We start from the raw sequence: 20412 nt of genomic DNA on the forward strand, positions 1-20412 counted from the left end.
CATGAAAATGATCGAGACGACCAGCTCCGCTCTGAACTGGAAGGTGACGACGGTGAAGCGGGCCGGACTCAGCCGCGACTTGCCGTCCGGCAATCCGGATTTGATGTGGGTCGCGAATTCGTCGACACTGATCTACGGTGAGCGGGATGCGGTTCTCGTCGACACGTTCCTCACCGCCGGGCAGTCGAAGACGTTGCTGGACTGGGTCGTTTCGTGCGAGCGAAATCTGACCACGATCTATGTCACGCACGGGCACGGAGATCACTTCTTCGGCCTGGCGCCGCTGCTCGATCGCTTTCCGCATGCGAAGGCCGTTGCAGTTCCCGAGGTCGTCGAGGAGATGAAGGCGCAGCTTGCACCTGAAGCGCTCGATGGCTTCTGGCGCAAGCGCTTTCCGGGCGAGATCGCAGAGCGTCTGGCCGCGGCTGCGCCCCTCGAAGGCGAGCTTACGCTCGAGGGACACAAGCTCGTCGTCGTCGACATGGGACGAACCGATACGGCCCGCTCAACTGCTCTTCATGTCCCCTCTCTCGACCTGATTGTCGCCGGCGACACCGTGTACAACGGCATTCATCCCTATCTGGTCGAAACCGATACGCAGAGCCGGCTGGAATGGATCGCCGCGCTCGGCCGGCTCGATGCCTTGAAGCCGCGCTTCGTGGTGGCCGGACACAAGAAGCCGGACAACGACGACGATCCGCGCAACATCGCTGAGACCCGTCAATACCTGCTCGATTTCAACCGCCTCGATAAGGCGACGACATCGCCGCGCGAGCTTTACGAGGCGATGCTCGAGCTCCATCCCGACCGTGCCAATCCGGGATCGCTCTGGAGCGGAGCCAACGCCGCAAAGGAGCTGAGGTCGTGACGAGCTGGCAGAACAATCGAGCCGCGCGCGATGCGCGCATTGCGGCAGGAGCCGGCCTTGCCCGCGGCAAGGTCGTTGAAGCACACGACGTCACGCGCCTGCTGGAGGCCGTGGTCCGATCGGGAGACCGGGTTTGCCTGGAGGGCGATAACCAGAAGCAGGCGGATCTCTTGAGCCGCGCGCTGCTGGCGGTCGATCTGTCCAAGGTCAACGATCTGCATATGGTGCAGTCGGGTGTGGTTCTGCCCGAGCATCTGGACCTGTTCGACCGCGGGGTCGCAAAGCGGCTCGACTATGCTTATTCAGGACCGCAATCGGCGCGCATCGCGCGCATGCTGTTCGGCGGCAAGATCGAGCTGGGCGCGGTTCATACCTATCTCGAACTGTTCGCCCGCTACTTCATCGACCTTACGCCGCACGTCGCGCTGATCGCCGCCGTCAGCGCCGACCGCGAGGGAAATCTCTACACCGGCCCGAATACCGAGGACACCCCGACCGTGGTCGAGGCAACGGCGTTCAAGGACGGCGTCGTGATCGCACAGGTCAACGAAATCGTCGACACCGTTCCGCGGGTCGATATCCCGGCGGACCGTGTCCATTTCATCGTCAAGGCCGACAAGCCGTTCTTCGTCGAGCCGCTGTTCACGCGCGATCCGGCGGCGATCACGGAAGGCCAGATTCTGACAGCGATGCTCGCGATCAAAGGTGTCTATGCGCCCTATGGCGTACAGCGGCTTAATCACGGCATCGGCTTCAGCACAGCCGCGATCGAGCTCCTGCTGCCGACGTTCGGCGAGAGGCTGGGGCTGAAGGGCACGATCGCGTCCCATTTCGCGCTGAATCCCCATCCCGCGCTCATTCCGGCGATCGAGTCCGGCTGGGTGCGGCAGATCCACTCGTTCGGGTCGGAGGTCGGCATGGACGACTACATCCGGGCCAGATCCGACGTCTACTTCACCGGTTCGGACGGCTCGTTGCGCTCCAACCGCGCCTTCTGCCAGACCGCCGGTCTCTATGCTTGCGACATGTTCATCGGCTCCACACTGCAAATCGATCTGCAAGGGAACTCGTCGACCGTGACCACCTCGCGCATTGCAGGCTTCGGCGGCGCCCCGAACATGGGGGCGGATGCCCGCGGGCGACGCCATCCGAGCGAGCCCTGGCTGAAGGCCGGAGCAGAGGCCGATCCCGACGGTTCGGCACTGATGCGCCGCGGCCGCAAGCTGGTCGTGCAGATCGGCGAGACGTTCGGCGACAAGAACGTGCCGCTGTTCGTCGAGAAGCTCGATGCGATCGAGCTCGCCGAAAAGCTGAAGCTCGATCTCGCGCCGGTCATGATCTACGGCGACGACGTCACGCACATCATCACCGAAGAGGGCGTGGCAAACCTCTTGCTGTGCCGCACCGCGCAGGAGCGAGAACAGGCCATTCGTGGCGTTGCCGGCTACACCGACGTTGGCCGACGGCGGGACTACGGCATGGTCTCGCGCCTGCGCGAGCGCGGCGTGATCCGCAGGCCGGAAGATCTCGGTATCAATCCGCTCGATGCGGATCGCAGCCTGCTGGCGGCGCGCTCGATCAAGGATCTCGTGCGCTGGTCGGGCGGACTCTACGCGCCGCCCTCAAAATTCAGGAATTGGTGAGGGACCGACCATGGAAGATCTCAACTTTCAACACCAGGTTCGCGCGCGAGCCGGCGGCACCAGGCAACGCGCGATTGTCGGCGTGGTCGCTTCCGGAAATCTGGAAGTGCTGGTCGAGCGGAGCTTGCCGGATGCGGAATGCGTCGTGGACATCAAGACCGCGGCCATAGGCTTCGGAGCTGTCTGGAGCGCCGTGATCGGCGATTTCGTCGAGCGCTATTCGCCGGGCGGGCTGAAGTTCTCGATCAATGACGGTGGTGCGCGTCCCGATACGGTGTCGCTTCGGCTAGCGCAGGCGGTGCGATTGATCGCGGAGGCCGGCCAATGACCGCTCCGCTCAAGGACATCAGCCCGGCCGAACGGGCCCGCAGCACAAGCTTCTACGAGGCGTCGGCCCGCACGCGGCTGGACCTGCTCCTCGACGCCGGCAGCTTCGTCGAGTTCATTGGACCGGAGCAGCGCGAAGTCAGCCCGCATCTGAAGATATTCGACCTTCCCGAGCAGTTCGACGACGGCATCATCGTCGGTCACGGACGGCTTGATGGCTCGCCGGTGTTCGTCGCTGCGCAGGAAGGCCGCTTCATGGGTGGCGCGTTTGGCGAGGTGCACGGCGCCAAGCTGACGGGGCTCCTCCGCGCCGCGCGTCAGATCGGCACGATCCCCGTCCTGATCCTGTTCGATACCGGCGGCGTCCGCTTGCAGGAGGCGAATGCTGGCGAGCTGGCCATCGCCGAGATCATGCGCGCCTTGATGGAAGCCCGCAGCGCAGGCGTGAAGGTCATCGGCCTGATCGGCGGCAGGTCCGGATGCTATGGCGGCGGCGGCCTGATCGCAGGCTGTTGCTCCGCTCTCGCCGTCTCGGAGCCGGGGCGTATCGCAGTGTCGGGCCCCGAAGTGATCGAGACCAATCGCGGCGTCGAGGAGTTCGATTCCCGCGATCGCGCCTTGGTCTGGCGGACCATGGGAGGCAAGCATCGCCGTCTGCTCGGTGCCGCCGATGTCTTCGCCGACGACAATGTGCAGGATTTTCGCGAGGCCGCGCTGGAGCTGCTCGGCCTGGTCGGACCTTTCGGTCTCGACAGACTGAGGGCCGAGCAGCGGCGGCTTGCCGACCGGCTGCGTAGCTTCGGTGACTGCGGCGATGCCGTGGACATCTGGACGGCGGAAGGCATCGCGCATGCCGAGGCCGTTCCAGAGCTGCCGGCCGATCAGTTCATTGCTCTTGCCAACCGGATCGGGAGGACCAGCCGTGACGCTCGATAATATCCTCGCTTCGCTCTTTCCCGACGGCCATGAGGTGAGGAACGACAAGGGCGTCATCCTCGGCTCGGCGACGCTGCGATCCGGCGGCCGGATGCTCGTGCTTGGTGTTGCAGACCGGACGGCGTTAGGCGTCGACGAAGCGATCAGGCTGTCGGGCCACGTCCTGGAGTCGATCGACCGGGACTCCGGGCCGATCCTGGTGCTCGTCGACAGCGACAGCCAGCGCATGAGCAAGCGTGACGAGCTGCTCGGGTTGAACGAGTTCCTCGCCCATCTGGCGAAGGTGCTGATCCATGCGGATATGAATGGCCACCCGACCGTCGGCCTTCTGTATGGTCACTCGGCTGCGGGCGCCCTGCTTGCGACGGGCCTAGCGACGCGCGTGCTGGTCGGACTGCCCGGGGCCGATCCCGCGGTGATGGACCTGCCGTCGATGGCGAAGGTCACCAAGCTGTCGATGAAGGCCCTGCAGGAAAAGGCGAAGTCGACGCCGGTGTTCGCCCCGGGCCTGTCCAATCTCGCACAGATGGGCGCCGTTCACATGACGTGGAGCAATGCCAGGTCGCTTGCCGACCAGTTGGAGGCGCTGCTGGCCGGCATGCCGGCCGTGCAGGATCGGCGGGATGCGCTCGGCAAGGAGCGTGGCGGCCGGCTGAAGGCCACGGAGATCGCGGAGCGCGTTCATGACCTCGCCCTGCAAGCACGGTGAGCGTCCACCGGGTCGTCACGACCTGGTCTTCATCAGCCCCGAAGGCTGGCGCGCGATGCTGGACGCGCGCGACGACCTCGCAGCCGATTCCCTTCTCGCGCGCTGGCCAAAAATGCGGTGGCCAACGATCAGGCGACGCGCCCTGCCATGCGAGGCAACAGGCCTCGCGCTGGGCCTGCCCTTGCCGCCCTCTGCCGGCAAGAAACGGGTCTCTCTCGTGGTCGATATCGACCACGTCGCCTCGGTCGCGAGGCCGCCGTCGCTGCGGCAGGCGCGGGCCTACGCGCCGCGCAACTGGTGGCCGACGCTCGACCGGCTCGACGGGCTGGCGCTTCGCCATGCGGTGGAGGTGCGCGTGTTCGGCAGCCTGGCCTGGCAGTCGCTGACCGGGCTCGACTACGTGACCGACCGTTCCGATCTCGATGTCCTGTTCGAGTTTCACCGCGAAACCGACATCGATCGCTTCGTCGCCGACGTCGCTGCGATCGAGACTGATGCGCCGATGCGGCTCGATGGCGAGTTGATGGGCGCCGACGACGCTGCGGTCAACTGGCGCGAATTCCACAGCGGCACCAGCGAGCTTCTGGTCAAGAGCCTCGCGCGCGTGGTCCTGCTCGGCAGGCATCAATTCATGTCGGGAGCTACGGGATCATGATCACCACGGTCGCAAGAGGCGTGGAACGGCCGGTTCTGCGCCGGGCGCAGATCGCGCCCGATGTCTCCGCGATCGGCGCCGTCGCCGCCGATTGCCTCGTCAAGGAGCTCGAAACCTGGCCTAAGCCGGGGCTGGTGAGCCATGTCGACAACGGCAGCCACGACGACATGGATGCGGGCACGTTTCGTCGCAGTGCTGCGGCCATCAGGCCCTACCTGCAACGCCTGGCCGATGCGGGCGCGCTTGGCTGCGGCATGGGGCGGCTGCGCATCATCGGCCTTGAAGCGGAGCGCGCCATGCTGGCGGCGACCGCGGGGGTCAACACGCACCGTGGCGCGATCTTCGGGCTCGGCCTGCTGTGCGCGGCGGCCGGCGCGAGAGCCGGCGGGTTGGTCGATCCCGGACTTCCGCTTGGCGCTGTCGTGGCGCGCCTGTGGGGCGACAGCATATTCGATGGTCCGGTGCTGCTGCACAGCCATGGCAGCGCAGCCCGCCGCCGCTTTCGTGCGGGTGGTGCACGGATGGAGGCCGCAAACGGATTTCCCAGCGTCTACCGGATCGGCTTGCCGGCCTTGCGCGGAGCGACGCCGATTGCGCTGGAAGATACGGAAGCCGCCCGGGTCGAGGCGTGCTTTGCGCTGATCGCATTCGTCGAAGACACCAACCTCCTGCATCGCGGTGGGCTTGACGGCCTTCGCTTTGCACATGACGCGGCGCGTCGCTTCATCGCTTCAGGCGGCGTCGGCGTGTCCGGCTGGCGTGCGCGGGCGCAGTCGATCCACGAAAGCTTCGTCGCCCGTCGCCTCAGCCCGGGTGGATCGGCCGACCTGCTTGCGATGACGCTCTTCGTCGACGCCCATGAAAGGCCGATTTCATGATGTCTAACGCGATCCTGATGGCGCTGGTGCCGGTCTTCTTCGTTCTGTTGCTGGGATACGCCGCCGGAAAATTCCATATCGTCGACAATCTTCACGTCGACGCCCTCAACGCACTCGTGATGGATTTTGCGCTGCCGGCCTCTCTGTTCGCGGCGACAGCCTCGGCGTCACGCCGTGAGATGATCGAGCAGGTTCCGCTCTTCCTGGTGCTCGGCGTGACGATGCTGCTGGTCTATCTCGCCTGGTATTTTACCGCGCGTGGGGTCTCCAAGGTTTCCCGGTCGGAAGCATCGTTACAGGCGTTGACGATTGGTTTTCCGAATCTCGCCGGCGTGGGCCTTCCGATCATGACCTCAGTCGTGGGGCCGGCCGGCACTGTGCCGGTTGCCGTCGCATTGGCGGCGGGCTCGATCCTCATCAGTCCGCTGACCCTGATCATGGCGGAAATGGGCGCCGCCAAGGCTCGCGGCGAGCAAATGGCGGCACGGCAGGTCCTGACGGCAATTCGGCGTGCGATCACCAAGCCGGTGGTACTCGCGCCCGCGCTTGGCATCCTGTCCTCGTTATCGGATGTGAGCCTCGACGCGTTGGCCCGTGCAAGCCTCGCGCTGATCGGAAGTTCGGCTGCCGGCGTCGCCCTGTTCCTCACCGGAGCCATTCTGTCGGCGCAGTCGTTTCGGCTGGACTGGAAGGTCGTCGCTGCAACGGTGGCTTCGGACATCGTGCGCCCGCTGCTGGCAGTTGCGGTCATTTGCCTCATTCCGATGACGCAGGATGCGGCGAAAACGGCTGTTCTGCTCGCCGCGACACCCTCGGGCTTCTTCGGAATTTTGTTCGCGGTCAACTACCGGCTGGATTCCGCAAGGGCAGGGTCGATGGTCATCGCCAGCACCGGATTCAGCGTCGTGACCCTGGCGATTGCGATCGCGCTGCTCTTTCCCCACTAGGCCGCGGCGATGACGTTTGCGATCCTCTGCTCGGGCCAAGGCGGCCAGCATCGGGACATGTTCGCCCTCACGGGCGACGCGCCGGACGCCGCGCAGCTGTTTGCGCATGGGGCTGCATTGCTGGGTGGCAGGGATCCGCGCGAATTCGTCCGGAGCGAACCTGATGAGGCCCTGCACCGCAACCGTGCCGGCCAGATTCTCTGTACCTTGCAGCCGCTCGCTGCGGCGCGTGCGCTCGCAGATGTCATGCCGCATGGCGTCATCATTGCCGGCTATAGTGTCGGCGAAGTCGCGGCCTGGGGTGTCGGCGGACTGTTCGATGCGACTGCCACGCTCGATCTCGTGGCGCGCCGCGCAGAAGCCATGGATGCGGCCACGCGCGCCGGCGACGGTCTGATCTTCGTCCGTGGTCTTTCGCGAGACGAGATCGGTCGCCTTTGCGAACGTCACGGCGCGGCGATCGCCCTCGTCAATCCCGGCGATGCCTTTGTCATCGGCGGCGGCCGGGAGGCGCTGAGCGGAATTGCCGCAGACGCGCGGGCGATACGCGGCGCAAGGATCGTCGCGTTGCCGGTTGAGGTGGCCTCCCACACTACACGGCTTGCCGCCGCGTCCGCCGTATTTCGTGAGACTCTGCGCTTGGCACCGGTGGTGTTCCCGCCGGGAAGCGGTGCGCGCATTCTAAGCGGAATAGATGCCACTCCGGTTGTGTCGGCCAACAACGGTCTCGACAAGCTTGCCGCGCAGATTTCGCAAACCGTGCAATGGGCAGATTGCCTGCAAGCCTGTGTCGAAGCGGGCGCGACGGGGTTTCTCGAGCTGGGGCCGGGACATGCGCTCAGCAGGATGGTTGCCGAGATCGAGCCCGAGCTTCCGACTCGTTCGCTGGGCGATTTCAGGAGCCTTCACGGTGTCCGCGCCTGGATTGCGCGTCACCTGAGCGCCCAAGCGCGATAAATTCCGAAGAGACAATCGCGCTGCGCGGTGGAAAAAAAGGGGCCATCCTTGGGGGAGGACGGCCCCAAAATGCTCGTATGCCCAGGGAGGAGAAAGAGGCTCGAGCCGTGACTTGGGGGTCTCAGTCACCTAACACACACAGCATCGCCGATCGCGCGGCCAAAGTATTTCACGAACCCCTGTTATTTCTTATTTCGCATGATTCACGTGATTTCCGCGGGCAGCGCGTGGGACACCGTCATGCGTGTCGCAGCGGGATCGCCGAGCCTGGACGAAGCCGACGCGTTCCGGCTGGCGCATCGCCAGCGCGCGGGGGTTTCACCTGTGATCCGCTTGAAGACGGTCGAGAAATGCGCCTGGGTGCAGAAGCCGACGGTCAGCGCCACCTCGGCGAGGACCGTGTCGGAATTCGATAGCAGTGATTTCGCACGCTCGATGCGCTGATGCAGCAGGTATTCCCGCGGTCGGTATCCCGTCGCGGCACGAAACTGGGCCGCGAAGTGCATCCGCGACAGTCCCGCCACCCTGGCAAGGTCGGACAGGGTGATGCCGTGGTCGAAGTTCGTCCCGACATACTCCTCGACGCGCCGCAGCCGCCATTTCGGCAACGCATTGACTTTCGCGTGAGGGAGCTCGCGCCGGGCAATGTGCATTGCCAGCGTCCGGCCAATGCAGCGTGCGAATTCCCGGTCGGCAGAATGGCCGCGTTCGGTCAGTGCTTTCGCAAGCTGCTCGGCAAACGGGTCGCGGAGCAGGACGAGGTCGTTGAGGCCTTCCGGCGCGGCGGGGCCTGCTCCAGGCCGTAGAGGCGGAAAATAACTGCCGGCAGAGACGTGGAAGTGCAGGAAATCGCACGGCGCGTAGAACTGCGCACTGAGCCGCTGCGACGGTGCGCCGATATACAGCGTGCCTGCCGGCATGACGCCGTCGAAGACGGTGTGGCGGCCTCTGGTCAGTTTGACCCGTGTTGTTTTCAAGGCGATGGCCAGGAAGTATCGGTCGCAAGGCGTCGCGGCTTCTTCGTGCCTTATGCCTGTTTGGGTCGAGGTCCAGCGCGAGATCGTGATGTCGTCGGACGCGGTGCCGCCATGTTGGCCGGGCTGGCGCCACCTTCGTTCGAGGGGAAATGCGCGAGACTCTTGCGGGGAAGCCGATTCGCGGCGGCTGGGTTGATACGTCACCCGGGCGCCGGCCGCTTGCATATCAGTAAGCATCGTTCGTCCCCATTTCCTGGATTCGGCTGCCGTCGGGACGGCAGCAGAATGCAATTGGTCCATGTTCGAACGATAGGTGCGACCGCGTCGGAAGGCTCGTTAAGGAAGCTGAAGCGGTATTAGATTTTGCAAGTGCGAGCGGGTGCGACCGCGTGTCGCGAAAAATTCAATTGGAATCAAAGGGATCAAGTGCATGTGTGGAGAGAACACACCGAACGAGGGTGCATGCGGTACTGTCATGTCCGGCCGGCCGTCTTCGTCTGATTCAGGGCAGGCGTGGCGAGGCGTCGAGGCCGGGTGTGAGGCCCGGTGCGATGGCAGCCGCTGGCGGAATGGCGGGTTCGCGCGAATACGGAACCGCTTCCACCTCGGGGGGCTGCTGGGATGTGGCCTGAAGGCAGTTCGCGCGAGGCGGACGTCCCGCGCCGAACAGATCGGCGACGGGATTCACGAAGTTCGTGCGGAATCGCTCAAACCGGCTTTGGGTTTCGCTTGAGGGCTGCCGGATCGTCACCGTCGCCGTCATGCCGGAGACCAGCGGCACCCCCGGAGGCACCGTGTCGATGGCGACGCGAACCGGCACGCGCTGCGCCAGCCGAACCCAGGTGTAGATGGGATCGACGTTGGGCAAGCCTTGGGTGCCGGATGCGGCGTTCGACACGCTGACGCCGCGGGTCACGGTTTTCACATGTCCCTGAAGCGGCTTGGAGTAGCCGACGAGCTGTGCCTCTGCGCGATCGCCCACGCACACGCCCGCCATCTTGGTCTCTTCGAAATAGCCGTCGATCCAGAAACTGTTGGCATCGATGATGGAGACGTTGCTGGCGCCGGTGGTAGCATAATCGCCGACGCGCAGCAGGAGGTTGGTGACGTAGCCGTCGACCGGACTCGTCACGTTGGTTCGTTTCAGGTTCAATTCGGCCTGAGCAAGCTGATGCGCCGCCGCCTCATACGCAGCCTTCGCTTGCAAGGCATTGCCGGCGAAGATCTGCTGTTCCTCCGGCGTCGTTGCGAGGTTGGACAAGCGCTGACGCCGGTTGAACTGGGCCTGCTTCACTTCGAGATCCGCCGCACGCTGGTCGAGGACGGCCTTGCCGACATGGGCGGCCACCTCGAAGTCGAAGGGGTCGATGACGTAGAGCACGTCGCCCTTATGGACGAACTGATTGTCGGTCACCCGCAGTTCCACGATCTCGCCCGAAACCTGCGGCGCGACGTTGGCGACCTGGACGCGCACGCTGCCGTTCCGGGTCCAGGGCGCGGTGACGTAATGCTGCCAGGTCGCGAGCGATATCAAGACGGCGACCAGTGCAATGCCGAGGGTCGCAAGATGTTTGGCCGCGCCGTGGATGAAGCGGCGGGCGCCCTCGCGCAGCGCCTTCGCGGAGGGAGCCACCTGTTCCGGAGGTTTGACGCCGGCCGCGGCGTGATCGCCGGTGTCGCGCGCTACGGTCTCCGGCATGTTCGAACCGTCCACGGTGTCTGCGGCATCCACCGGCGCCTCGGTCGTTGGCTCGCCATGAAGCGGGGCGGCGTTGCGGGGCAGGGTGGCTTCCATGGCTTTTCTCCCTAGAAGAACAGTGCGAGCATGCCGAACATCGCCACGTAGAGGCTGAGTTCGGCCAGCGAAGGGTTGCTGAAGAATCTCGTGAAGCCGACGAAGCGCAGCAGCGGGCGCAGCATCAGGAACGCGAGCATCGCTGTTGCCGCATAGGAGACGATGGGGGCAATCAGCACGCCACCGATGACGAGTTCCCGATAGGTGTTCATCATGGTGATGTCCCTCGGCTGGAGCCGGTCGGAGATTGTGGCGGCATGAACGCCGCACTTGCCGCAATCAGCGCGGCGATGGCTGCACTGGTGGGCAGGTTGCTTGGCGCTCCCGCCTGGTGCAGCGCCCCGGCCGAAGCGAGGATCGCACCGCCGTCCCGCCGGACGAGGGCCTCTCGCGCGGCCTGCGCCGCTCCGGCGAGCGGGCCCTGGCCGACCCGGTCCAGTTCGGCACGGCAACGTCGCAGGGCGTCGGCCTTGTCGAAAAAATGCATGGCCGTGCCGGCGATCTGATCATTGATTGCGGAGGGGCCGTTTGCGGTCACCATCTGTTCAATCCGCGCCGCGTCGCGAAAGGCGGCTTCCTCCGGCGCGAGATGCCGGGCTGGCCCTCTGTCGCGGCGGCTCAGCTCGCGCCGGACCTCTTCCAACAGCAGCCGAATGCGCCGGCCGCATGACAAGGGAGGCAGCAGCAACTGCGCGGCAAAGACGAGGACGGACGAAAGGCAGGCAAAGAAGCTCGTCAGCAGAAACACCTCGCGGTCGTAGCTCTGCGGATTTGTCGGTGCGAGCACCGCGAGCGTGAACACCAGGACGAGACGGCCGAGGGAAGACAGCATCGGGCTCGGCAGCGAGACCAGCAGCGCGAGGCCGATGACGACAGGCGCAAGACCGATCGCCAGCAGCTGAAACTCGGACACCCCATTGAAGACGAGATACTTCAAGATGCCGGCCAGCACGCAGGCGATCGGCATCGCCATCACCGCCACCAGCGTGAAGCTGCGTGGCGCGGGCGAGGTTGAGCCGAGGCCTATGATCACGGCGACGAGTGAAAGGCAGAGCTCTGTTGTCGGCCAGCCCGCCAGCACGAAGAAGATTGCGATCAGCGTGAACGCGATCGCAGCCCGTGCGCCGGCTTCGGCCGCAATGCGGCGCGAACGATAGAGCGGTGCGTGCCATGCACGATAGGGACGCGTCCCTGCACGCAGCGCATCGAGGCTGCTGCGCACTTGCGCGTTCTTGCGGCTGATTTCGATCCGCAGCCAGGATCGGGAAATCGCGATCAGCCCGGCCGCATCCTGGTCCGGATCGTCACCATTCTGCGCCGGAGCGGACGTGGCGGAGAGCGCTGCCAGCATGCGGCCGAGAGAGAACGCGCTGACGAGATCGACCAGCGCGGAACGCGCGGCCGCGGCTCTTGTCGGGCCCACGCTCGATTCCGCCGCTAGGCTCGCGATGTCCGGGCGCAGCGCTGCGATATCATGCAACAGGTCCGCCGCAACGGGTGCGGATGGCGCTTGGCCGCGCTCGGCATTTTGCGCGAGATCCGTGACCCGCCGGTGCAGCGCCTCGATGCGGCTTGCCAGGGCCGGATGATAGTTCGGCGCGGCCAGAACTTCATTTACGAGCGCCACCGCGAGGACCCCGACGCTGATGGCCGCGCCCCGCGCGACGCCGGTCGGGAATACTTGCAGCGGGCTGTCGATCTGCTGAATGGCAATCAGCGCGACCGTGGTGCAGCAGAGAGACGCTGCATAAGCGCGATTGCCGTCGAGCATCCCGACGGCGTAGACGCAAAGGCCGATCCAAATGCCGAGCACCGCGAGCAGGAGACCGTCGGTTTGGGAAAACATGCCGGCGATCGCGATCGATGCCGCCACGCCGATGGCGGTTGCAAGCAATCGGTAGCCGGCCTTTTCCATGCCTTGACCGCGCGTGGGCAGTGCCAGGATCGCCACCGTGAGGGCTGACGACGAGGGCGATTCAAGCTCGAGCCAGAAGCTCACATAGAGGGCGAGAAGCATCGCGAGCCACACCCGCAGCGCAAAGGCCCAGGAGCTCGCCGGAAACCCGGCGAAGACCAATGGGCGCGCCGCGGCGGCAGCATCGGCATTGATTTGCATCGCGCGAGATCCCCATTTCCCTCGGCAGAACAGCCAGCCCCGCCAATGTCGTGATACGCGCGCGAATATGAGGTGCGAGGGGCTCGCCGGTATTTCCGGTTCACCAACCTCGTTGCCGGATTGCACGTCGGGTTGAGGGAAAACGGCGCTCGTCCGCGCCAGCCGCGGGCCGGACTATTGCGGCCCGTTGCCTGCCAGCGCGTCTTCGAGGCAGCGGATGATCTCGTCACCGCTGGAAGGCTTGCCAAGATAGCAATGCGCGCCTGCGGCCATGACGCGCTGACGCACGGTTTCACTCGGAAACGCCGTCATGAAGATGATTGGAAAATGGCGGCCGGCGGCAACCAGCTGGGCCTGCAGCTCATCGCCTGTGATGACCGGCATCTGGACGTCGGCGATCATGCATGCCGGATCGTCTCCCTGCGCCTGCCGCAGGAAGTCCACGCCGGATTCGTAGGCCTGGGCCTCGTAGCCGACCGAACGCACGAGGCTCGCCAGCGATGCCCGAACGCCTTCGTCGTCGTCTACGATCGCAATCACCAAGCTTTTGGCCATGGGGGCGCCTAATCCTGGCCGCGGTGTTCCGCAAGGAAGAGCATCTCCCTCGGCGCGGCCGATGGCGCTTTATGCACCTGGGGCAGTCCCGCCGGAATTATACTCAGGTTTGGTCCGAAGTCCTGCGGGTCTGGGAAACTCCGAGCGCCTCGGCCTTGCGAACGAGGTCGGCGAACGACCGGACCCCCATCTTGCGCATGACGTTCCCGCGGTGGATCTTGACCGTGATCTCGCTGAGGCCGATCAGGGCGGCGACCTGTTTGTTCATCAGGCCGGCGGTGACATGGCCCATCACCTCGCGCTCGCGCGCCGTCAGGGTCTCGTATTGGGCGCGGATGTCCTCCTTGGTCGCGGCTTCGGCCCGGTGCTGCGCATCGCGTTCGAGCGCCGCGGTCACGGCATCGAGCATGTCCTGGTCGCGAAATGGCTTGGAGAGGAAATCGACCGCGCCGGCCTTCATGGCACGCACGGACATCGGAATGTCCCCATGGCCCGTCATGAAGATGATCGGATAGCTGATGCCCTGCCGGACGAGCTGGCCCTGCAGGTCGAGCCCGCTCACGCCGGGAAGGCGGACGTCCAGCACGATGCAGCCGGGGCCGTCGGGCAGCGAGCCTCCAAGCAGTTCGGACGGCGAGCCGTACAGGCGCGTATCGAGGCCGACCGATCGGAACAGGCTGTCGAGCGAGGCGCGGATGCCTGCGTCGTCATCAACGATGATAACGACCGAGTTGAGCGATTGGGCGGGCGATTGCGCGTGGTCTGGTCGTGTCATGGTCTGATGTGTTCTTGGCTGTATGGCAGTGTCAGGCGGAATGTCGCTCCCGCGCCCGGGGTGCTCTCGACCGACAACTCGCCACCGTGAGCTTCCACCGTCGTTCGGCAGATCGCAAGTCCCATGCCCATTCCGCCGCGCTTCGTCGTGAAGAACGGATCAAACAGGCGTGGCATGTCGTCCGGCCGGATGCCGGGGCCGCTGTCCTGCACCTTGATGGCGAGTCTCTCGCCGTCGACGGCGCTGGCGCGCAGCATGACGGTACGGGAACCGCGCTGGTCCGACATGGCCTGGGCGGCATTGACCAGCAGGTTGACCAGCACCTGCTGAAGCTGGATCCGGTCGCCGCGAATTGGCTTCAGGCCAGGCGTCGTCTCGACAGTCAGGACGACGTCGTCATTCGCGAGCTCCCGCGCGACCAGAAGGGCCGCTTCCTGGATGATCTCGGCGATATCGAGACTGTCCTGCTGGGCAGGCGCCTTCTTCAGGAAGGTGCGGATGCGGGCCACGACCTCGCCGGCACGGCGGCCCTGCGCGACGACGTGAACGATCGTGGCCGCGACCTCCTTCAGATCGGGCACGTCGCGCCGCAGCCATCGCAAGCCGGCCTCGCCGCTGGTGACGATCGCCGCCAGCGGCTGATTGACCTCGTGGGCGATAGAGGCGCTGAGCTCGCCGAGGGTGGCAACGCGCGCGGCATGGGCGAGCTCCGCCTGCGCCGCGAGCAACGCATCCTGCGCCTGCTTGCGCTCGGTGATGTCGACGACGAAGGCGAGCACGTTGCGGTCGCCGTCAGGCCCGGAGGGGAAGGTGATCGTGAACAGCACCGGAACCTTGCGTCCGTCGAGCCTGACGAGCTCGGTTTCGCCTTCGTAGAACGGCTCGCCTTCCGCGAACGCGATCAACGCGCCGAGGAAGCTGCGGTCGTTCTCGCCGAGAAGCAGGTCCACATTCTCGATAAAAGTCGAGGCGCCGTTTGCGCCTGCCATCTTTTGCAGGGCCGGATTGACGTCGGTGATTGCAGCGAGCCGGCGGGCATGCCGGACGAAACCGGGATGCCGCGCCAGATGGTCGCGCAGGCTGGCTCCCGCGGTATCCAGCGATTGCAGTGCGGTTCGGAGTTCGCTCCAATCCTCTTCGACGACGCCGATCCGGCTTGCGTCGAACATCCGGCGGTATCGCTGTTCGCTTCGCACCAGCGCGTTGTGTGCGGCCACGCGGTCGGTGACGTCGGTGTGCGTTTCAAGGACTCCGACCGGCTTGCCAAGACGGTCGTGCTGCAAGGCCCATCGGGCATCGACGGTGAGCGCCGCGCCGTCTTTCGTTCGTTGCTGCACGCGGCCTTCCCATCGACCGGTGCCCACCAGGCCCGCTTCGATGACCTCGCGCCGGTCGGGATATCTGGTTTGCAGGAGCGCGTCGGCGAGCTGCCCGACCGCCTCGTCGGCAGACCACCCGTAGACCTGCTCGGCCGTCTTGTTCCAGAAGGTGATCACGCCGCCGCGGTCTCTGACGAAGATCATGTCGTGCGAGAGGTTGAGCAGGCGGGCCTGCGCGGCGAGGCGCTTCGTTGCCGCGTGATTTTGCAGCGCCAGCAAGGTCGTGATCCCGATTGCCGCGAGGCTCACCAGCACACGAAGGGCGGGTGAGGCGATGGTCCGCAGATCGTGCGACAGGAGATAGGCTGTTATCGTCAGGACGACGCAGCCGGCCGCGGCAACGATGGTGTCGTCGCGCCGGTTGGTCTTCGCCGCGAGCAGGATCGCCACGATATAGAGAACCGCCACGGCGCCCTCGAGCGGCGTCAGGACGTCAACCAGGAAAACCGCAAAGGCGAGGACGGCGGACAAGGACCGCAAGCCGGTGCGGCTCTTGGATGAGCCCGTGGTCAGATCATGACGCGTCATCGTCACTTGCAGTCGTTCTTCTCACATCAGCTATCAGCGCGTTGATGCCGCGATTTGATCGCGTTCACAACATCCACCCGCGCGATTTTCGTGCTCTCGTGGAAGACCTGTCGCGCGCTCGATGCGGTGAAACCGCCGGCAAGCGGCATTCCCCGGAAAAACCAGGGAGCTCGCGTGGTCCCGCCGGCGGATGGTGCGCAGAAAGCGCGTCAACTTACCGCAGGCGTCGCGCCGCAAGTTGTGCCCGCAGCCGCGATCCCGCTGAGACGTCGCATCGGTGCGCTCACCCGACGAACAGGTCGTGATCATACCTAGGTATGACGCGGTCAACCCGAGAACCTATAGACGCACCCGCGGGTAGAATGGATCGCGCACACCGCCGAATTACTCTCCTCCCATGGCATTCGGGCAAGCCGGTCAGGCCAGGCCGGATCGAAAACGGGACAAGGAGATTCGACGATGTCGCTGCAGATGTCACGCTCACAGGCGATCAAGGATCATGACGTTCGCGCGATCGATATCTCGGCAATCGATCGCGATCGGCTCGGGCTATCGAAACTCCCTGACCGGTTCGACGAAGGCGGAACAATGCTGTCTTTCGTCCATCTGGACATGGCCCTGGCGGTCGAGCATGCGGCGGACGCCGGACGTTCTGCCGCTCGCGGGCCCCGCTTCAGGCTCTCCGCAAAACTCCTTGCACCGCCGCCTGCCGAGAGCGAACGGGCCTTCGCAGGAGGAGAAGCCGCTGATCCGGTGATGCGGCGCCTGTCCGATGCGCTCGCGGCGACCGAGGCCACGCACGATACCCATTCCGCCATCATGGCCGACGCCCTGCGGCTTGCGATCCTCACCCGGACGTTCAGTCGGCAGGCTCCCAGCGCACGGGCCGAGCTCGATCAGGCCGACGCCATTCGCGAGGGGGATGCTGGAAGGACCGTACGGTCGCTGCAGAATTGGCGTCTCAGGCGCGTCCTGCAATATGTCGACAAGAATCTGACTGCAAAGATAACGCTTCAGGACATGGCCGCCGTCGCCGGCCTGAGCAGGATGCATTTCGCCGGGCAATTCCGTGCGGCCGTCGGCGTGCGACCTCATGAATATCTGCTGAGGCGCCGCATCGAGCGCGCCCAGGAGCTGCTCAAGCAGGCCGAAATTGCGCTCGTGGACATCGCCCTGACCGTGGGTTTCCAGACCCAGGCGCATTTCACCACGGTGTTCAAGCGCTTTGTCGGCGATACGCCGTATCAATGGAGAAGCGCTTATCTCGCGCAAATTATGCCGCTGCCGTGCGCAGGAGCAGGTCCGTCATGATCAACATTGGCATTCAAGCCCTGCTCCTGTCGCATGCCAGTCTTCATTTGACGCTGACGCATCATGAATTGATGGAGATGATCGAAATTCTCCGTGCTCTCGGCAATTCGTACCGCCTCGCTGCGTCAGAGCCGGGAAGCGGCTTTCTCTATGGACGCCTCGCCTTCAACTTCTGTCGAGGCGCTGTGATGTGGGCCGCGCGGTAGGCGGCACTTCGGTGGCACCCCGGCGTCGGGTATCTACAGCAGCGACTGTTTGCTGTGCGCGCCCATATCATTCGACCCTTGTGCAGGCCATCAGGCTCCGGATTGTGAAGAGGATATGCCTTATTCAGATGCCTTGGCGAACTGCGGCACCTTGGTCTCGGATTTTGCCAACCAGATGCTCGCAAGCAAGACGATCGCTGCCAAAGCCGCTGTCACGCCGAGCAAGAATTGCCAGCCCGCCTGCTGGAGCAGCCAACCGGATAGAAGCGCGCTGATGGCGGTTGATAGGAATACTGTTTGATCGTGCAGCGCTTGAGCCTTGGCGCGCTCTGAAACGTGATAGTTTCCGGTCAGAAGCGTGCTTCCGCCGACATAGAGAAAATTCCAGCCAACCCCCAGCAGCACCATCGAAACCCAGAATGCACTCACGCCAGTTCCAAGAAGTGCGGCCGCGGCAGCGCAAGCGAGCATCAAAAGCGCGCCGAGCCGGATGATCGTGGTCGAGCCTGCGCGCTTGATCAATGCCCCCGTCGCCAAGGACGGGGCGAACATTCCCAAGGCATGCCATTGGATCACGAACGCAGCATCGGCATATGTGTGATGATGGGAGATCATCGCGATTGGAGCCGATGTCATCAGCATATTCATGCCGGCATTTCCGAAGGCACTGCTGAGAACGGCCATGATGAACCCCGGCTGGCGTGCGATCTGCGAAATCGGGCGGCTTTCGGTTTGCTCCGACTCATCGTGGGATGGCAGTAAATTCAGACGAGCCTGAACCATCAAAGCGACAAGCGCCAGGCAGGCGAGAAACAAGTATGTCCCTGCGAACTGGACCGCAAAGACATCTTTGGTCAGTTTCGCTATTTCGGGACCCGCGATTGCCCCCACGATCCCGCCAGTAAGGACGAGTGAAATGGCGCGTCCGGCGCGCTCGGGGCCGCTCATCTCCGCGGCGGCAAACCGATAATATTGGCCGAACGCATTATAGGTTCCCAATCAGCAGCGTTCCAAAGCACAGCACTGCAAAACTGTTCATGAACAGCGCGGTCGCGCAGACGAGTGCACCGAATAGCCCGATGATCGTCCCAATCAGGAATCCGTGCCGGCGTCCAAATCGTCTCATCCAGAGCGAAGCAGGGAAGGTCGCAGCCGCGGTGCCGGCGATGTAGGTCGCGACGGGAAGGGTCGCCAGCGACTTGTCGCTGCCGAGTACGGCATAGCCCACCAATCCGTTAAGGCCGATGACGATGATGTTATTCGTCAGGAGCGCCGCCTGGCACGTCGCCAGAGGCGCAATTAGACGAAACAGCTTGAGGTCCAACACGTCCTCCTGTCGGTCTTCCGGAGTTGACAGCAAGTTCTGGGATCGGTAGATAGCAAGTACATGCTATCTAATCAAGGACGCCAGCGATGCCCGTCGAAGTAACGTCGTCTCTCAGTCGCGAACGATTGCAGGCCGATGAGCGCAAGGAGCAGATCGTGCAGACGGTCTTGCGATTGGTCCATGATCGAGGCGCCGACTCGGTCAGTACGCAGCTAATTGCGGATACGATCGGTCGATCCCAAGGGGCGGTCTTTCGACACTTCCCCACCAAAGAGGTGCTCTGGACCGAGGTGCTGGGGTGGCTCCAGGGAAGCCTGGAGGGTGTTTGGACCCGCGCTCTCCTCGAACAAAGGGACGAGCCGCCGCTCGCTCGTCTGGAAAGTATCCTTGTCGGCCACGTCGGGCTGATTGAGAGGTTTCCCGCGCTCGCAAAGGTCGTGATGTCGGACGATCTTCGGCACCGCTACCCAATGCTCAACGAGCAGTTTCAACGGCTTCATATCCTATACGAGCGGCACGTGACCGATCTGCTCAAGGAGGCCGTTCGGCTTGGTCAACTTCCGAAGACCACAAATGTCTCCAACGCGGCAATTCTCTACTTCTGCATCATACAGGGACTTGGCTTCCAGTCAGCCATTGCCCGTCTGCACGCGAACAAGCTCGCGAGTCTCGCTTCGAAGATGTTCTTGTTTTTCGTGAGGGCGCTCGAAAATTTGCCGGCGGAGGCGAAGACGCCGCAAGCCGACAGCGCCGAGAGGCGAAAATAGGAATATTGCGATGCCCGAGATCATTCCGAATTGGCATCCGGTTTTTGTGCACTTCACGATCGCCTTGTACGTCGTGGCGACGGCACTGTATGGGCTCGGTCAAATTGCGCGCGGACGCAGCTGGGCAGGCGTTGTGGTCGTCGCGGCTCGGATAAACCTCTGGACAGGAGCTGCGCTGTCGATCCTGACCGTCATTGCAGGAATCAACGCCTTCTTCACTGTTGCTCATGACGCGTCTCAAACGATCTTCATGACCGACCACCGGCGATGGGCGATCGCGACTGCCGTGATCTGGTGGTTCATCGCAGTGTTGGAGGCCGGAAGGACAGCCCAAGGCAAGAAAGCGCATCTGGTGATCGCATTGGCGCTCGTCGCGGCCATTGGTCCGCTCGCCGTTACCGGCTGGAAAGGCGCCGAGCTTGTCTATCGAAATGGGATCGGAATCGTCGCGACGTTGGGATCAGTCCCGCGGTAAGCCGCCGGCTACAAGACTCATGGGTTTGTGGAGAGGCAGCGACGCAAGCTGTTCTGGTGCGCTTCGATGGAAAGCCAGATTTGTCGTTCGAGCGGGTAGGTTAAATTGGTGCTTTTCCGTTCCTTTGGCCAACTCTCGCCTGTCGAACCGACGGTCTGTCTCGCAACGCTCCAGCCCTGTGTCGCCCCCTGTCAATCCGCTCACGCAAAAATATTCCACTTTACCGAAATTCGGTTTTGACGTATGTATCGGCCATCCCGGCTCATCCTTGAGGGGCGATC

The 20412-nt window shown here is 64.1% G+C and carries 22 protein-coding genes; 13 read left to right on the plus strand and 9 right to left on the minus strand.

Annotated elements, in window-relative coordinates:
- The first annotated feature begins 1 nt into the window (after nt 1).
- From AC0L3A_RS25940 to AC0L3A_RS25980, 9 genes are read left to right on the plus strand one after another with little or no spacing between them, the layout of a single operon-like run.
- Nucleotides 2-868 (plus strand): MBL fold metallo-hydrolase, encoded by an 867-nt coding sequence (locus AC0L3A_RS25940; protein ID WP_219681589.1) that lies wholly within the window; start codon nt 2-4, stop codon nt 866-868.
- Nucleotides 865-2511 (plus strand): malonate decarboxylase subunit alpha, encoded by a 1647-nt coding sequence (gene mdcA, locus AC0L3A_RS25945; RefSeq protein ID WP_007596043.1) that lies wholly within the window; start codon nt 865-867, stop codon nt 2509-2511. Before AC0L3A_RS25940 ends, mdcA begins: the two co-directional genes overlap by 4 nt.
- 10 nt (nt 2512-2521) lie before the next feature.
- Complete coding sequence (gene mdcC, locus AC0L3A_RS25950; RefSeq protein WP_007596039.1) at nt 2522-2839, plus strand: malonate decarboxylase acyl carrier protein; 318 nt, start codon at nt 2522-2524, stop codon at nt 2837-2839.
- Nucleotides 2836-3774, plus strand: coding sequence for a biotin-independent malonate decarboxylase subunit beta (locus tag AC0L3A_RS25955; protein ID WP_473255424.1), 939 nt, complete (start codon nt 2836-2838; stop codon nt 3772-3774). The genes mdcC and AC0L3A_RS25955 overlap by 4 nt, the downstream gene beginning before the upstream one ends.
- Complete coding sequence (gene mdcE, locus AC0L3A_RS25960) at nt 3761-4483, plus strand: biotin-independent malonate decarboxylase subunit gamma (RefSeq protein ID WP_007596036.1); 723 nt, start codon at nt 3761-3763, stop codon at nt 4481-4483. Before AC0L3A_RS25955 ends, mdcE begins: the two co-directional genes overlap by 14 nt.
- Complete coding sequence (mdcG, locus tag AC0L3A_RS25965; protein ID WP_354127209.1) at nt 4458-5138, plus strand: malonate decarboxylase holo-[acyl-carrier-protein] synthase; 681 nt, start codon at nt 4458-4460, stop codon at nt 5136-5138. The genes mdcE and mdcG overlap by 26 nt, the downstream gene beginning before the upstream one ends.
- Nucleotides 5135-6016 carry a triphosphoribosyl-dephospho-CoA synthase MdcB gene (gene mdcB, locus AC0L3A_RS25970; RefSeq protein ID WP_473255425.1) on the plus strand — a complete coding sequence of 294 codons (882 nt, stop codon included), beginning with the start codon at nt 5135-5137 and terminating at the stop codon, nt 6014-6016. Before mdcG ends, mdcB begins: the two co-directional genes overlap by 4 nt.
- Complete coding sequence (locus AC0L3A_RS25975) at nt 6013-6963, plus strand: AEC family transporter (protein ID WP_473255426.1); 951 nt, start codon at nt 6013-6015, stop codon at nt 6961-6963. The genes mdcB and AC0L3A_RS25975 overlap by 4 nt, the downstream gene beginning before the upstream one ends.
- A 9-nt stretch (nt 6964-6972) precedes the next feature.
- Nucleotides 6973-7920, plus strand: coding sequence for an ACP S-malonyltransferase (locus AC0L3A_RS25980; protein WP_473255427.1), 948 nt, complete (start codon nt 6973-6975; stop codon nt 7918-7920).
- A gap of 203 nt (nt 7921-8123) precedes the next feature.
- On the opposite strand, the gene AC0L3A_RS25985 is transcribed toward AC0L3A_RS25980, so the two are convergent.
- From AC0L3A_RS25985 to AC0L3A_RS26015, 7 genes are all read right to left on the minus strand, one after another.
- Nucleotides 8124-9134 carry a helix-turn-helix domain-containing protein gene (locus tag AC0L3A_RS25985; RefSeq protein ID WP_007596031.1) on the minus strand — a complete coding sequence of 337 codons (1011 nt, stop codon included), beginning with the start codon at nt 9132-9134 and terminating at the stop codon, nt 8124-8126.
- 265 nt (nt 9135-9399) lie between these two features.
- Complete coding sequence (locus AC0L3A_RS25990) at nt 9400-10692, minus strand: HlyD family secretion protein (RefSeq protein WP_473255428.1); 1293 nt, start codon at nt 10690-10692, stop codon at nt 9400-9402.
- Nucleotides 10693-10703: 11 nt separating this feature from the next.
- Entirely contained in the window at nt 10704-10907 is a 204-nt protein-coding gene (locus AC0L3A_RS25995) for a DUF1656 domain-containing protein (RefSeq protein ID WP_007596028.1), read from the minus strand.
- A complete protein-coding gene (locus AC0L3A_RS26000; protein ID WP_473255429.1) occupies nt 10904-12808 on the minus strand; it encodes an FUSC family protein in 1905 nt (634 codons plus the stop codon). Before AC0L3A_RS26000 ends, AC0L3A_RS25995 begins: the two co-directional genes overlap by 4 nt.
- 174 nt (nt 12809-12982) lie before the next feature.
- Nucleotides 12983-13363, minus strand: a complete 381-nt coding sequence (locus tag AC0L3A_RS26005) for a response regulator transcription factor (RefSeq protein WP_007596023.1) — start codon at nt 13361-13363, stop codon at nt 12983-12985.
- A 103-nt stretch (nt 13364-13466) separates the two neighbouring features.
- A complete protein-coding gene (locus tag AC0L3A_RS26010; RefSeq protein WP_007596020.1) occupies nt 13467-14138 on the minus strand; it encodes a response regulator transcription factor in 672 nt (223 codons plus the stop codon).
- Entirely contained in the window at nt 14135-16045 is a 1911-nt protein-coding gene (locus AC0L3A_RS26015) for a PAS domain-containing sensor histidine kinase (RefSeq protein WP_473255430.1), read from the minus strand. Before AC0L3A_RS26015 ends, AC0L3A_RS26010 begins: the two co-directional genes overlap by 4 nt.
- A 459-nt stretch (nt 16046-16504) precedes the next feature.
- Here AC0L3A_RS26015 and AC0L3A_RS26020 point away from each other — a divergent pair, with 459 nt between their 5' ends.
- On the plus strand, nt 16505-17356 hold the full coding sequence (locus AC0L3A_RS26020; protein ID WP_007596017.1) for an AraC family transcriptional regulator: 852 nt from the start codon (nt 16505-16507) through the stop codon (nt 17354-17356).
- The gene (locus AC0L3A_RS26025; RefSeq protein ID WP_007596015.1) at nt 17353-17562 is read left to right on the plus strand and encodes a hypothetical protein; all 210 of its coding nucleotides are present in this window, start codon (nt 17353-17355) and stop codon (nt 17560-17562) included. The genes AC0L3A_RS26020 and AC0L3A_RS26025 overlap by 4 nt, the downstream gene beginning before the upstream one ends.
- Nucleotides 17563-17682: 120 nt before the next feature.
- Here the strand turns inward: AC0L3A_RS26025 and AC0L3A_RS26030 are convergent, their stop codons facing one another.
- Nucleotides 17683-18561, minus strand: coding sequence for an MFS transporter (locus AC0L3A_RS26030; protein ID WP_473255431.1), 879 nt, complete (start codon nt 18559-18561; stop codon nt 17683-17685).
- The gene (locus AC0L3A_RS26035; protein ID WP_473255432.1) at nt 18548-18886 is read right to left on the minus strand and encodes an MFS transporter; all 339 of its coding nucleotides are present in this window, start codon (nt 18884-18886) and stop codon (nt 18548-18550) included. The genes AC0L3A_RS26030 and AC0L3A_RS26035 overlap by 14 nt, the downstream gene beginning before the upstream one ends.
- Nucleotides 18887-18975: 89 nt before the next feature.
- Between AC0L3A_RS26035 and AC0L3A_RS26040 the strand changes: the two genes are divergently transcribed.
- A complete protein-coding gene (locus AC0L3A_RS26040) occupies nt 18976-19656 on the plus strand; it encodes a TetR/AcrR family transcriptional regulator (protein WP_473255433.1) in 681 nt (226 codons plus the stop codon).
- Nucleotides 19657-19666: 10 nt separating this feature from the next.
- Nucleotides 19667-20131 (plus strand): DUF2231 domain-containing protein, encoded by a 465-nt coding sequence (locus tag AC0L3A_RS26045; RefSeq protein WP_354160380.1) that lies wholly within the window; start codon nt 19667-19669, stop codon nt 20129-20131.
- Nucleotides 20132-20412 lie beyond the last annotated feature (281 nt).

The organism is Bradyrhizobium sp. MI1.3, assembly GCF_055811695.1.

Coding starts and splice junctions, on each gene's coding strand:
- AC0L3A_RS25940 (WP_219681589.1), top strand. CDS start 2: ATGAAAATGATCGAGACGACCAGCTCCGCTCTGAACTGGAAGGTGACG.
- mdcC (WP_007596039.1), top strand. CDS start 2,522: ATGGAAGATCTCAACTTTCAACACCAGGTTCGCGCGCGAGCCGGCGGC.
- AC0L3A_RS25955 (WP_473255424.1), top strand. CDS start 2,836: ATGACCGCTCCGCTCAAGGACATCAGCCCGGCCGAACGGGCCCGCAGC.
- mdcG (WP_354127209.1), top strand. CDS start 4,458: ATGACCTCGCCCTGCAAGCACGGTGAGCGTCCACCGGGTCGTCACGAC.
- mdcB (WP_473255425.1), top strand. CDS start 5,135: ATGATCACCACGGTCGCAAGAGGCGTGGAACGGCCGGTTCTGCGCCGG.
- AC0L3A_RS25975 (WP_473255426.1), top strand. CDS start 6,013: ATGATGTCTAACGCGATCCTGATGGCGCTGGTGCCGGTCTTCTTCGTT.
- AC0L3A_RS25980 (WP_473255427.1), top strand. CDS start 6,973: ATGACGTTTGCGATCCTCTGCTCGGGCCAAGGCGGCCAGCATCGGGAC.
- AC0L3A_RS25985 (WP_007596031.1), bottom strand. CDS start 9,134: ATGCTTACTGATATGCAAGCGGCCGGCGCCCGGGTGACGTATCAACCC.
- AC0L3A_RS25990 (WP_473255428.1), bottom strand. CDS start 10,692: ATGGAAGCCACCCTGCCCCGCAACGCCGCCCCGCTTCATGGCGAGCCA.
- AC0L3A_RS25995 (WP_007596028.1), bottom strand. CDS start 10,907: ATGATGAACACCTATCGGGAACTCGTCATCGGTGGCGTGCTGATTGCC.
- AC0L3A_RS26000 (WP_473255429.1), bottom strand. CDS start 12,808: ATGCAAATCAATGCCGATGCTGCCGCCGCGGCGCGCCCATTGGTCTTC.
- AC0L3A_RS26005 (WP_007596023.1), bottom strand. CDS start 13,363: ATGGCCAAAAGCTTGGTGATTGCGATCGTAGACGACGACGAAGGCGTT.
- AC0L3A_RS26010 (WP_007596020.1), bottom strand. CDS start 14,138: ATGACACGACCAGACCACGCGCAATCGCCCGCCCAATCGCTCAACTCG.
- AC0L3A_RS26015 (WP_473255430.1), bottom strand. CDS start 16,045: ATGACGCGTCATGATCTGACCACGGGCTCATCCAAGAGCCGCACCGGC.
- AC0L3A_RS26020 (WP_007596017.1), top strand. CDS start 16,505: ATGTCGCTGCAGATGTCACGCTCACAGGCGATCAAGGATCATGACGTT.
- AC0L3A_RS26025 (WP_007596015.1), top strand. CDS start 17,353: ATGATCAACATTGGCATTCAAGCCCTGCTCCTGTCGCATGCCAGTCTT.
- AC0L3A_RS26040 (WP_473255433.1), top strand. CDS start 18,976: ATGCCCGTCGAAGTAACGTCGTCTCTCAGTCGCGAACGATTGCAGGCC.
- AC0L3A_RS26045 (WP_354160380.1), top strand. CDS start 19,667: ATGCCCGAGATCATTCCGAATTGGCATCCGGTTTTTGTGCACTTCACG.